The organism is Saccharopolyspora hordei, from assembly GCF_013410345.1.
Taxonomy (GTDB): Bacteria; Actinomycetota; Actinomycetes; order Mycobacteriales; family Pseudonocardiaceae; genus Saccharopolyspora; species Saccharopolyspora hordei.
Window position 1 is genome coordinate 3864706 of the sequence record NZ_JACCFJ010000001.1, and the last position, 12692, is coordinate 3877397.

The following is a 12692-nucleotide window of genomic DNA, read 5'->3' on the forward strand; positions in this document are numbered from 1 at the left end:
CGAGAGCCCAGGCGCAACACCCGGTTCGTACGTTCGGGCCAACCGACGGAGGGAGCCGAGTTGATCGTGCGAGCACCGGCAGGCAGGACCCGCTGGATCGAGGACTGGGACCCCGAGGACGAGGCGTTCTGGGAGTCCACCGGCAAGCGGGTGGCGCGGCGCAACCTCGTCGTCTCGATCGTCTCGGAGCACATCGGCTTCTCCGTCTGGAGCATTTGGTCGGTGCTGGTGCTGTTCATGTCGCCGGAGATCGGCCTGCCGTTCACCGCGGCCGAGAAGTTCCTGCTGGTGATCACGCCGAACCTGGTGGGTGCGGCGCTGCGGCTGCCGTACGCGGCGGCGGTGACCCGCTTCGGCGGCCGGAACTGGACGATCGCCAGCACCGCGGTGCTGCTGGTGCCCGCCGCGCTGGCCTGCTTCTTCGTGCAGCAGCCGGGCACCCCGCTGTGGGTGTTCGCGCTCGTCGGCGCCACCGCGGGCCTCGGCGGCGGGAACTTCTCCTCGTCGATGACCAACATCACCACCTTCTTCCCGCAGCGCCACCAGGGCTGGGCGCTGGGGCTCAACGCCGGCGGCGGCAACCTCGGGGTGGCGGCGGTGCAGGTCGTCGGGCTGCTGGTGATCGCGTTCGCGGGCGGCACCCACCCGGCCCTGGTGGCCGGGTTCTACCTGCCGCTGATCGTGCTGGCCGCGCTGTGCGCGGCGCTGTTCATGGACAACGTGGCGGCGGTGCGCGCCCGGCCCGGCGCGCTGCGCGAGGCCGCCGCGGACAAGCACACCTGGTGGCTGTCGGCCCTCTACGTGGGCACCTTCGGGTCGTTCATCGGCTACAGCTTCGCCTTCGGCCTGGTGCTGCAGACCGAGTTCGGCTTCACCCCGCTGCAGGCGGCGGCCTGGACCTCCCTCGGGCCGCTGCTGGGCTCGCTCGCCCGGCCGCTCGGCGGCTGGGTGGCCGACCGGCTCGGCGGTGGCCGGGTGACGCTGTGGACGTTCGCGGGCATGGCGGCCGGGACCGCGGCGCTGCTGCTGGCCTCGTCGCTGGGCTCCTTCGCGGCCTACGTCGCGGCGTTCATCGCGCTGTTCGTGCTGACCGGGGTCGGCAACGGCTCCACCTACAAGATGATCCCGGCGGTCTTCACCCGGGAGGCCGAGCGCGAGGTGGCCGAGGGCGGTGAGCCGGTCGCGGCCTTCGCCCGGGCCCGCCGGACCTCGGGTGCGGTCATCGGCATCGCCGGCGCGGTCGGCGCGCTCGGCGGCGTGGGGATCAACGTGGCCTTCCGGGCCTCCTACAGCGGCGAGGCGGCCAACGGCGACGCGGCGCTGGTGGCGTTCCTCTGCTACTACCTGCTGTGCGTCCTCATCACCTGGGCGGTGTACCTGCGGAGCACGCCCGCCACGGCGCCGGCGGAGGCGGAGGCCGTCAGTGCCTGAGCTGCGGACCGTCGCCACCCACTGCCCCTACTGCGCCCTGCAGTGCGGCACCCAGCTGACCCGCGAGCGGCGCGGCACCACGGTGCGGCCCACGGACTTCCCGGTCAACCGGGGCGGGCTGTGCCAGAAGGGCTGGACCGCGCCGACCCTGCTGGACGTGCCGGACCGGTTGCGGCACCCGCTGGTGCGCCGGGACGGGGAGCTCGTCGCGGTCGACTGGGACACCGCGCTGCGCACCGTCGCCGACGGTCTTCGGGACACCGCCGCCGCGCACGGGCCGGACGCGGTCGGGGTGTTCGGCGGGGGTGGGCTGACCAACGAGAAGGCCTACCTGCTGGGCAAGTTCGCCCGGCTCGCGCTGGGCACCAGCCAGGTCGACTACAACGGCCGGTTCTGCATGTCCTCGGCCGCGGCCGCCGGGAACGCCGCCTTCGGCGTCGACCGGGGGCTGCCGTTCCCGGTCACCGACCTGCGCGGGGCCGACGTGGTGCTGCTGGCCGGGGCCAACCCGGCGGAGACCATGCCGCCGCTGATGCAGCACCTGCGGTCCGCGCAGCTGGTCGTGGTCGACCCGCGCCGCACCGCCACCGCCGAGCGCGCCGCGCTGCACCTGCAGCCCGCACCCGGCACCGACCTGGCGCTGGTGCTGGGGCTGCTGCACATCGCGGTGGTCGAGGGCTGGACCGACGGCGACTACATCGCCGCGCGCACCACCGGGTTCCAGGAGGCCTGGCAGCGGGCGACGACCTGGTGGCCGGAGCGGGTCGAGCGCGTCACCGGCGTGCCGGTGGCCGCGCAGCGCCGGGCGGTGCGGATGCTCGCCGAGGCCCGCAGCGCGTACGTGCTCACCGGTCGCGGCGCCGAGCAGCACAGCAAGGGCACCGACACCGTCGCGGGCTTCATCAACCTGGCGCTCGCCCTGGGCCTGCCGGGGCGGCCCGGGCGCGGCTACGGCTGCCTGACCGGGCAGGGCAACGGCCAGGGCGGGCGCGAGCACGGGCAGAAGGCCGACCAGCTGCCCGGGTACCGGTCCATCACCGACCCCGCGGCCCGGGAGCACGTCGCCGGGGTGTGGGGCGTGCCGCCCGAAGCGCTGCCCGGTCCGGGCCGCAGCGCCTACGAGCTGCTGGACGCGCTGGGCACCCCGGACGGTCCGCGCGCGCTGCTGGTCTTCGGGTCCAACCCGGTGGTCTCCGCCCCCAACGCCGCGCACGTCACCGAGCGTCTGTCCACGCTGGACCTCCTGGTGGTGGCCGACTTCGTGCCGTCGGAGACCGCGCAGCTGGCGGACGTGGTGCTGCCGGTCACGCAGTGGGCCGAGGAGGACGGCACCATGACCAACCTCGAGGGCCGGGTGCTGCGGCGACGGCGGTTGCGGGTGCCGCCCGGGCACGCGCGCAGCGACCTCGAGGTCCTGCACGGCCTGGCGGTGCGGCTCGGCCAGCCCGGCCACCGCTTCCCCACCGGGCCGCGGGAGGTGTTCGACGAGCTGCGCCGGGCGTCGGCCGGCGGCCGGGCCGACTACGCCGGGATCAGCTACGAGCGGCTCGACGCCGGCGAGGCCCTGCACTGGCCCTGCCCGGACGCCGCGCACCCCGGCACGCCGCGGTTGTTCCTGGACTCCTTCGCGCACCCCGACGGGCGCGCCCGGTTCGCCCCGGTGGAGCACCGCGAGCCCGCCGAGGTCCCGCAGGGGGTGTTCCCGCTGACCGCCACCACCGGCCGCGTGCTGGCGCAGTACCAGTCCGGGGCGCAGACCAGGCGGGTCGACGAGCTCACCGCGGCCGCCTCCGAGGCGTTCGTCGAGATCCACCCGGACACCGCCGTCCGCGCCGGGCTCACCGACGGCGCGCTGGCCCGGGTGACCTCGCCGCGCGGGAGCGCGCTGGCGCGGGTGCGGGTGGTCGCCACCATGCGCACCGACACGGTGTTCCTGCCGTTCCACTTCCCCGGCGCGGGCCGGGCGAACCTGCTCACCGGCGACGCGCTCGACCCGCGCAGCCGGATGCCCGAGTTCAAGGTCAGCGCGGTGCGGGTCGAACCCGCGCGGGAGGAGGTGCCCCGGTGAAGCGCGTCGTCATCGTCGGCAACGGCCCCGCGGCTCACCGGCTGGTCGAGCGGCTGCGAGCGCGCGGCCACACCGGCCCCGTCGTGGTGCTGGGCGACGAACCGCGCCCGGCCTACAACCGGGTGCTGCTGGGGTCGGTGCTGTCGCGGGCGCTGCCCGCCGAGGCGCTGCGACTGCCCGACGTGGACGCCGAGGTCCGGCTGGGGGTCGCCGCCACTGGGATCGACCGCGACCGGCGGGTGGTGCGCACCAGCACCGGCGAGGAGGTCGGCTACGACGTCCTGGTGCTGGCCACCGGGTCCCGCGCGCGGCTTCCCGAGATCACCGGCCTGCCGGACGACCGCCTCCACCCGCTGCGCACGGTGGCCGACTGCGAGCGCATCGACGACGTCCCCGGCCCGGTGGCCGTGCTGGGCGGCGGGGTGCTCGGGGTGGAAGCGGCGCTGGCGCTGCTGGCGCGCGGCCGCGAGGTGGCGGTGGTGCACCCGCGACCGCACCCGATGGACCGCCAGCTGGACCCCACCGGCGGGCGGCTGCTGGCCGAACGGCTCACCGAGCTCGGCATCGCGCTGCACCAGGGGCGCAGCGCGGTCGCCCACCGGCCGGGGACGCTGGTGCTGGACGACGGCACGGAGGTCCCGGCGCAGCTGGTGGTCGCCTGCACCGGCGTGGTGCCGGAGACCGCGCTGGCGGAGCGGGCCGGGCTGCGGGTGCGGCGCGGGATCGTGGTCGACGACCGGCTGCGCACCAGCGACCCGCGCATCCACGCGATCGGCGACTGCGCCGAGCACCGCGGCCGCACGCCGGGGCTGGTCGCGCCCGCCTGGGAGCAGGCCGACGCCCTCGCCGGCCTGCTCTGCGGGGCCGACACCCGCTACCCCGGCGTCCGGACCGTCACCCGGCTCAAGGCGCGCGGCATCGAGCTGGTCTCGATCGGCGCACCGGACGACCTGGACAGCACCGACGCCGAGGTCGTCACGCTGTCCGACCCGGCGCGGGGCCGCTACGCGAAGGTCGCGCTGCGGGACGAGCGGATCGCCGGCGCGGTGCTGTTCGGGCTCCCGGAGGCCACCGCCTCGGTCACCCAGCTCTACGACGGCGACCGACCGCTGCCCGGTGACCGCCTCGCGCTGCTGCTGGGCACCCCGGCGGCCGTGCCCGGCGCACCGGTCGAGCTGCCGGACGACGCGGTGGTCTGCCGCTGCAACACCGTCACGAAGGAGTCCCTGCGCACCGCTTGGGAGGGCGGTGCCCGCTCGGTCCCCGAACTGGCCCGGGCAACGCGGGCAACCACGGGCTGCGGTGGCTGCGCCGACGACGTGGCGCGCCTCTGCGCGGCCCTGGCCGAGCGAACCGAACACCAGGAGGAGGGAGCGGCATGACCCGCACGCTCATCGTCATCGGCCACGGCATGGTCGGACACCGGTTGGTCGAGGCGGTCCGGCAGCGCGACGCGACCGACGCGTGGCGCGTCGTCGTGTTCGGCGAGGAACCCCGGCCCGCCTACGACCGGGTGGCGCTGTCGTCCTACTTGGACGGCAAGAGCGCCGAGGACCTGAGCCTGACCGGCCAGGACGTCTGGGACGACCCGATGGTCGAGCTGCGACTGGGCACCGCGGTGACCGGCGTCGACCGCGCCGCCCGCACGGTGTCCACAGCGGACGGTTCCGTGGTGGGCTACGACGCGCTGGTGCTGGCCACCGGGTCGCGGCCGTTCGTGCCGCCGGTGCCGGGCCGCGACCTCGACGGCTGCTTCGTCTACCGCACCATCGAGGACCTCGACGCCATCCGCGCCGCCGCCACCGAGGGCGCGCCGGGCGTGGTCATCGGCGGCGGGCTGCTCGGTCTGGAGGCGGCCGGGGCGCTGCGGCGGCTGGGGATGCGCACCCACGTCGTGGAGATGGCACCGCGGCTGATGCCGCTGCAGGTCGACGAGGGCGGCGGACAGGTGCTCGGCCGGCTGGTCACCGACCTCGGGCTGACCGTGCACTGCGGCGCGGCGATCGAATCCATCGACGGCGACGACCGGGTCCGCTCGATCGCGCTGGCCGACGGCACCGTCCTCGACGCCGAGCTGGTGGTGTTCTCCGCGGGCGTGCGGCCACGCGACGAGCTGGCCGAGGTCGCCGGGCTGGAGCGCGGCGAGCGCGGCGGGTTCCTGGTCGACGAGTTCTGCCGCACCAGCGACGAGCGCGTCTGGGCCGTCGGCGAGTGCGCCGCGGTGCAGGGGCGCTGCTACGGGCTGGTCGCCCCCGGCTACAGCATGGCCGAGGGGGTCGCCGAGCAGCTGCTCGAGCTCGGCGACGGCACCTTCCCCGGCGCCGACCTGTCCACCAAGCTCAAGCTGCTCGGCGTCGACGTGGCCAGCTTCGGTGACGCGCACGGCCAGACCCCGGGCGCGCTGGAGGTCGTCTACGCCAACAACGCGGCGGGCACCTACGCCAAGCTGGTGCTCAGCGACGACGCGCGGGTGCTGCTCGGCGGTGTCCTCGTCGGCGACGCCGGTGCGTACTCGGTGCTGCGGCCGCTGGTGGGCCGCGAGCTGCCCGCGCCGCCCGAGCAGCTGCTGCTGCCCGCCGGGTCCGGTGTGGACGCCGGGGCGCTGCCCGCCGACGCCACGGTGTGCTCCTGCAACAACGTGACCAAGCAGGACATCACCACCGCGATCACCGAGCAGCAGCTCACCGACGTGCCGGGGGTCAAGGCCTGCACGCGGGCCGGCACCAGCTGCGGTTCCTGCGTGCCGATGCTGAAGACGCTGCTCGGCGAGTGCGGGGTGGTCACCTCCACGGCGCTGTGCGAGCACTTCCCGCAGTCGCGCAGCGAGCTCTTCGAGATCGTGCGGGCCACCGGTACCCGCTCGTTCTCCGAGCTGATCGGCAAGCACGGCACCGGGCGCGGCTGCGACATCTGCAAGCCCGTCGTCGCCTCGATCCTGGCCAGCCTCGGCCACGGGCACGTCCTGGACGGCGAGCAGGCCGGGCTGCAGGACACCAACGACCGGTTCCTGGCCAACCTGCAGCGCAACGGCACCTACTCGGTGGTGCCCCGGGTGCCCGGCGGTGAGATCACCCCGGACAAGCTCATCGTGCTGGGCGAGGTGGCCAAGGAGTTCGGCCTCTACACCAAGATCACCGGCGGCCAGCGCATCGACCTGTTCGGCGCGCGGGTGGAGCAGCTGCCGCGGATCTGGCGGCGGCTGGTCGACGCCGGGTTCGAGTCGGGCCACGCCTACGGCAAGGCGCTGCGCACCGTGAAGTCCTGCGTCGGCAACGACTGGTGCCGCTACGGCGTGCAGGACTCGGTCAGCATGGCCATCCGCCTGGAGCTGCGCTACCGGGGGCTGCGGGCGCCGCACAAGGTCAAGGCCGGGGTGTCCGGGTGCGCCCGCGAGTGCGCCGAGGCGCGCGGCAAGGACTTCGGCGTGATCGCCACCGAGAAGGGCTGGAACCTCTACGTCGGCGGCAACGGCGGGTTCACCCCGCGGCACGCCGAGCTGCTGGCCGCCGACCTCGACGACGAGCGGCTGGTGCAGCTCATCGACCGGTTCCTGATGTTCTACGTGCGCACCGCGGACCGGCTGCAGCGCACCTCGGCGTGGCTGGAGTCGCTGGACGGCGGCCTGGACCACCTGCGCGAGGTCGTCGTCGAGGACTCGCTCGGCATCGCCGCGGAGCTGGAAGAGGCCATGCAGCGCCACGTCGACAGCTACACCGACGAGTGGGCCGGGGTGCTGGCCGACCCCGACAAGCTGGCCCGCTTCGTCTCCTTCGTCAACGCCCCCGAGGCACCGGACCCGACCATCCGCTTCGTCGAGGAGCGCGGCCAGATCCGGCCCGGCCCGGTGGCGCTGCCGATGCCCGCCTTCGCGACCCAGGAGGTGTCCTCGTGACCTGGCAACCGATCTGCGCGCTGGAGATGCTGCCGCCCGAGTACGGGGTGCCCGCGCTGGTCCAAGACCGGCCGGTGGCGGTGTTCCGGACCCACGACGACGAGCTGTACGCGGTGGGCAACGTCGACCCGTTCTGCGGGGCGGGCGTGATCAGCCGCGGCATCGTCGGCGACCGCGGCGGGGAACCCACCGTCGCCTCGCCGATGCTCAAGCAGGTCTTCTCGCTGCGCACCGGGCAGTGCCTGGACGACCCGTCGGCGCGGCTGCCGGTCTACCCGGTCCGCCGCCGCCCGGACGGCGTGGTGGAGGTCGCCCTCCCGTGACCGACGCACTCGCTGGGTACACCGTCGCGGTGACCGCGGCACGGCGGGCCGACGAGCTCGGGTCGCTGCTGGCCCACCGCGGCGCGCGGGTCGTGCACGGCCCGGCGCTGCGGATCCTGCCGCTGGCCGACGACGCCGAGCTGCACCGGGTCAGCCGCGGCTTCCTGGCGGAGCCGCCCGACGTGGTGGTGGCCACCACCGGCATCGGCTTCCGCGGCTGGGTCGACGCGGCCGACGGGTGGGGCATCAGCGCGGACCTGCTGGACGCGCTGCGCGGAGCCCAGCTGCTCGCGCGCGGGCCGAAGGCACGCGGGGCGGTGCGCGCCGCCGGGCTGCCCGACCCGTGGTCGCCCGAGTCGGAGTCCTCCGCGGAACTGCTGGAGCACCTGCTCGAGCGGGACCTGACCGGGGTCCGGGTCGCGGTGCAGCTGCACGGCCGGCCGCTGCCGGACTTCGTCGAGGCGCTGCGCTGCGCCGGCGCGGAGGTCGTCGAGGTGCCGGTCTACCGCTGGACCGCGCCCGCCGACGTCGGTGCCCTGGAGGACCTGCTGCGGTCGGTGTGCGCGCGGGAGGTCGACGCGGTGACCTTCACCAGCGCGCCCGCCGCGGTCGGCCTGCTGTCGCTGGCCGCGGAGCTGCGGTGCCGGGAAGAGCTGCTGGCGGCGCTGCGCGGTCCGGTGCTGGCCGCCTGCGTCGGGCCGGTGGCGCACGCGCCGCTGGCCGACCACGACGTGCCCGCGGTGGTGCCCCGGCGGTTCCGCCTCGGCGCGCTGGTGCACTCGCTGTGCGACGAACTGCCCCGCCGCGCCCCGGTCCTGCCGGTGGCCGGCCGGGAGCTGCAGGTGCGGGGGCACGCCGCGGTCGTGGACGGGGTGCTCAAGCCGCTCTCCCCGCAGGGCCGGACGCTGCTGGGCGTGCTGGCCGAGCGGCCGGGGCGGGTGGTGTCGCGGCGGGAGCTGGGCCAGGCGCTCCGCGGCGCCGGTGGCTCGGCGGACGAGCACGCGGTGGAGCAGGCGGTGGCCCGCCTGCGGGCGGCGCTGGGGGCTCCCGAGCTGGTGCAGACCGTGATCAAGCGCGGCTACCGGCTCCCGTTCGAACCGGTCGCCGACGCTCCCCGGTGCGCGCGGTCATGAGCCCGTCGCTGCTGCTGGTCGCGCACGGCACCCGCGACCCGGCCGGTCCCCGGGTCGTCGAGCGGCTCGCCGCCGCGACCGCCGACCGGCTCGACGTGCCGGTGCGCGTGGCCTACGTCGACGTCATCGGGCCGACCGTGGTCGAGGCGCTGCGCGGGCTCGACGGCCCGGTGGTCGCGGTGCCTGCGTTCCTGGCCGCCGGGTACCACGTGCGCACCGACCTCCCGGCGCAGGTCGCCGCCAGCGGGCGGCGGGACGTCGTGCTCGGCCGGTCCCTGGGGCCGGCGCCGCAGCTCGCCGCGGTGATGCTGGAGCGGTTGCGCGCCGCCGGGTGGCGGCCCGGTGCGCGGGTGGTGTTCGCCGCCGCCGGGTCCTCCGACGAGCGCGCGCTGGCCGACGTGCGCACGGCGGCCCGGCTGCTGGGCCTGCGCTGCGGGCAGCGGCTGGTCCCGAGCTACGTCAGCACCGCGCGCCCGGCCACCGCCGAGGTCTGCCGTCCCGGCGACGTCGTCGCGCCGTACCTACTGGCACCCGGGCTGTTCCACCGGCGGCTGGCGGGGCTGCCGGTGGCCGGGGTCGCGGACCCGATCGGCGACCACCCGGCCGTCGTGGAGCTGCTCGCCCGCCGCTACCAGGCCGCCTGGGCCGAGGCCGGCACCCGGGCGGGCCGCGTGGTTCCCCTGGGCACGGCCGGGTACCCCCACTGGGACGGGATCGCGTAGCGAGCTGCGCCGCAGCTGCCGTGGAGGGGGTCCACGACGTCCAGCACGACGAGTTCCAGCGCTGCGCACCGCACCCGCCGGCGGTCCGCGCGCAGGCCCCAGCGGTCGGGCCCGGAGATCACCAGGTCCTGCCGCAGTCCCTCGGTGCCGGCGGGCTGCTGCTGGTCGCCGACCTGCTGCGCGGCGTGCCGCTGGGCCGCACGGTCGCGCGGTCCGTGGGGCTGGCGGTGGCCGCCGTCCCGGAGGGCGTGCCGTTCGTCGCGACGCTCGCCGAGCTCGCCGAGCTCGCCGCGGCCCGCCGGCTCGCCCGGCGCGGGGTGCTGGTGCGCAGCCCGGCGACGGTGGAGGCGCTGGGCCGGGTCGACACGCTGTGCTTCGACAAGACCGGGACCCTCACCCAGGGCCGCATCGCGCTCAGCCGGGTCTCCGACGGCCGCACCTGCCGAGCCGTCCCGGACCTCGACGCCGACCTCCGCCAGGTCGTGGCCGCCGGGGTGCGGGCCACCCCGCGGCAGGACGACGCGCACCCGCTGCCCCACCTGACCGACCGCGCGGTGCTCGACGGGGCGCGCGCCGCGGGTGTCGAGGCCGACGGACCGGTGATCGCCGAGCTGCCCTTCGAGCCGTCGCGGGGCTTCCACGCGGTGCACACCGCCCGGCTGCTGTCGGTCAAGGGCGCCCCGGAGGTGGTGCTCGACCGCTGCACCCGCTGGCGGGCCGGCGGCGTGCTGGACGACGAGGCGCGGGCCGGGTTCGAGCGCGAGGTGGAGCGGCTGGCGGTGGGCGGCTACCGGCTGCTGGCGGTGGCCGAGCGGGCGGTGCCCGGGTCGTTCGCGCTCACCGAGTCCAGTGTGGACGACCTGGAGCTGGTCGGGCTGCTGTGCCTGTCCGACCCGGTGCACCCGGCCGCCACCGAGGCGGTCTCGGAGCTGAGCCGCTCCGGCGTCGACGTGGTCATGATCACCGGCGACCACCCCAGCACCGCCGAGGCGATCGCGGCCGAGCTCGGCGTGCTCAACGGCGGGCGGGTGCTCACCGGTGCGGAGCTGGACCGCTTCGACGACGAGCAGCTGGACGCCGCGCTGCCCGGCACCTCGGTGTTCGCACGGGTCAGCCCGGCGCAGAAGGCCCGCGCGGTGGGGCGGATGCGCGCGGGCGGCCGGGTGGTGGCGATGACCGGTGACGGCGCCAACGACGTCCCGGCGATCACCCTGGCGCAGGTGGGCATCGCGTTCGGTTCCCGCGCCACCCCAGCTGCGCGGGAGGCGGCCGACCTCGTCGTCACCGAGGACCGCATCGAGACGCTGACCGACGGCATCGTCAAGGGGCGCGGGACGTGGACGTCGGTGCGCGACGCGCTGTCGCTCCTGCTGGGCGGCAACCTGGGCGAGATCGGCCACGCGCTGGGCACCGGCCTGGTCAGCCCCACCGCCGGGCTCACCGCGCGCCAGCTGCTGGCGGTCAACCTGCTCACCGACGTCCTGCCGGCCATCGCGATCGCGGTGCGGCCGCCCCCGGACGCCACGCCGGCGAAGCTGCTGGCGGAAGGGCCGGAGGCCTCGCTCGGCGCGGCGCTGGCCCGCGACGTCCGCGCCCGCGCCGCGGCCACCGCGGGCGGCGCCGGGCTCGCGTGGCTGCTGGCCCGCCCGCTGTCCACCGCCGCGCAGGCCCGCACCACCGGTCTGGTCGCGCTCGTCGCGGCGCAGCTGGCACAGACCCTGGCGGTGCGGGGCCGGACCCCGCTGGTGCTCGCCGCGGGCGCGGGCTCGCTGGTGCTGCTCGCCGTCGTCGTGCAGGTGCCCGGCGTCAGCCGGTTCTTCGGCTCCAGCCCCCTGCTGCCGCACCAGTGGGGCATCGCGCTGGCCACCTCGCTCGCCGCGACGCTGGCGGTGCGGGGCTGGCAGTCCTGGGGCGGCACCACCTGACCTGCGCTGTCCCGGACGGGTTCACCTCGTCGCCACCCCGGGCTCGCCCCCGTCTCACCCGCGCGAGGACCCTGCGGAGACCCCGGCCAGTTCCGCGGCCTGCGTGGTCGCCGGGGCGGAGCGCTGGGCGGTGTAGGCGCCGGCGAGGATCAACGCACCGCCGAGCAGCTGGACCGGGCCGAGCGCCTCGGCCAGCAGCGCCCAGGCCAGCAGGGTGGCCACCACCGGTTCGAGGAACGCGACCGCGCCCGCCACCTGCGGCGACAGCCGGCGGACCGCCACGATGCCGGTCAGGTACGCCAGCACTGTGCTGACCACGACGATCCACGCCACGGCCACCAGCGCCGGCAGCGCGTGGCCGGCCAGCTCGACCTCGCCGAGCAGCAGCGTCCAGTCCCTCTCCCAGGGCTGCGCGACCGCGGTCACCACCGCCGCGCCGAGCAGCAGCCCGAACCCGGCGAGCGCGAGCGGGTCGACCTCGGGTCCGCTGTCGGACAGCAGGAAGTACGCCGCCTGGCAGCCGGCGGCGCCCAGCGCGAGCAGCAGGCCGACCGGGTCGAAGCTCAGTCCCGCCCACAGCTCCACGACGCACGCCAGGCCGACCACCGCGATCGCCACCCCGATGGCGGCCGAGGGGCTCACCGGGCGCCGGCGGACGAACCGGATCCAGCCCAGCACCAGCACCGGCCCGAGGAACTCGATGAGCAGCGCCACCCCGACCGGCACGCGGGCGATCGCCGCGAAGTAGCAGACCTGGACCCCGGCGATGGCGAACAGCCCGTACCCGACGAGGAGCTTGGGCGCCTTGCGCACGGCCGCGGCGTGCCGGAGCGCGAAGGGCAGCATGAGCAGCGCGCCGCCGACCAACCGCAGCCACGCCACGTCGAGCGAGCTGAACCCCGCGGCGATCAGCGGCTTGGCGAACGGCCCCGAGCCGCCGAAGCAGAACGCGGAGGCGATCGCGACGGCCACGCCCGCGGACTTGGTGCTGGTGGTCGGACTGCGCACGCCTCCCATCGAAGCACGCGCGTGGCGTCCGCCCGGCAAGCCGTTCCGGTACCGGCGTGCCACCCCGCGCCGAGCCGTGGGAAAAACGACGGTTTTGCACGGGCTGGCACACGCGGCCCCAACTTTGCCGACCCTCAGTTGAGCGCCATTGCAGGACAAGCGTACTGTTAAGGGTGACGTGAGAGCGGGT

General features: G+C 75.9%; 9 protein-coding genes. 8 read left to right on the plus strand and 1 reads right to left on the minus strand.

From position 1 onward, the window contains the following. The first annotated feature begins 60 nt into the window (after positions 1-60). The 8 genes from HNR68_RS17725 to HNR68_RS17760 are packed head-to-tail and all read left to right on the plus strand — an operon-like array spanning position 61 to position 11494. Positions 61-1431: an MFS transporter gene (locus HNR68_RS17725; RefSeq protein ID WP_179722572.1), complete on the plus strand. Its 1371-nt coding sequence runs from the start codon at positions 61-63 to the stop codon at positions 1429-1431. After that, on the plus strand, positions 1424-3499 hold the full coding sequence (locus HNR68_RS17730; protein WP_179722574.1) for a molybdopterin-dependent oxidoreductase: 2076 nt from the start codon (positions 1424-1426) through the stop codon (positions 3497-3499). The genes HNR68_RS17725 and HNR68_RS17730 overlap by 8 nt, the downstream gene beginning before the upstream one ends. Further along, on the plus strand, positions 3496-4881 hold the full coding sequence (locus tag HNR68_RS17735; RefSeq protein ID WP_179722576.1) for an FAD-dependent oxidoreductase: 1386 nt from the start codon (positions 3496-3498) through the stop codon (positions 4879-4881). Before HNR68_RS17730 ends, HNR68_RS17735 begins: the two co-directional genes overlap by 4 nt. Continuing rightward, complete coding sequence (gene nirB, locus HNR68_RS17740; protein WP_179722578.1) at positions 4878-7391, plus strand: nitrite reductase large subunit NirB; 2514 nt, start codon at positions 4878-4880, stop codon at positions 7389-7391. Before HNR68_RS17735 ends, nirB begins: the two co-directional genes overlap by 4 nt. Further along, positions 7388-7714: a nitrite reductase small subunit NirD gene (gene nirD, locus HNR68_RS17745; protein ID WP_179722580.1), complete on the plus strand. Its 327-nt coding sequence runs from the start codon at positions 7388-7390 to the stop codon at positions 7712-7714. The genes nirB and nirD overlap by 4 nt, the downstream gene beginning before the upstream one ends. Further along, positions 7711-8847, plus strand: coding sequence for a uroporphyrinogen-III synthase (locus tag HNR68_RS17750; RefSeq protein WP_179722582.1), 1137 nt, complete (start codon positions 7711-7713; stop codon positions 8845-8847). The genes nirD and HNR68_RS17750 overlap by 4 nt, the downstream gene beginning before the upstream one ends. After that, positions 8844-9569 (plus strand): sirohydrochlorin chelatase, encoded by a 726-nt coding sequence (locus tag HNR68_RS17755; protein ID WP_179722585.1) that lies wholly within the window; start codon positions 8844-8846, stop codon positions 9567-9569. The genes HNR68_RS17750 and HNR68_RS17755 overlap by 4 nt, the downstream gene beginning before the upstream one ends. Before the next feature lie 20 nt (positions 9570-9589). Further along, complete coding sequence (locus HNR68_RS17760) at positions 9590-11494, plus strand: cation-translocating P-type ATPase (RefSeq protein ID WP_343050216.1); 1905 nt, start codon at positions 9590-9592, stop codon at positions 11492-11494. A gap of 54 nt (positions 11495-11548) precedes the next feature. Here HNR68_RS17760 and HNR68_RS17765 read toward each other — a convergent pair whose 3' ends face one another. Then, entirely contained in the window at positions 11549-12511 is a 963-nt protein-coding gene (locus tag HNR68_RS17765; protein WP_179722587.1) for an EamA family transporter, read from the minus strand. Positions 12512-12692 lie beyond the last annotated feature (181 nt).

Coding starts and splice junctions, on each gene's coding strand:
- nirB (WP_179722578.1), top strand. CDS start 4,878: ATGACCCGCACGCTCATCGTCATCGGCCACGGCATGGTCGGACACCGG.
- HNR68_RS17755 (WP_179722585.1), top strand. CDS start 8,844: ATGAGCCCGTCGCTGCTGCTGGTCGCGCACGGCACCCGCGACCCGGCC.
- HNR68_RS17765 (WP_179722587.1), bottom strand. CDS start 12,511: ATGGGAGGCGTGCGCAGTCCGACCACCAGCACCAAGTCCGCGGGCGTG.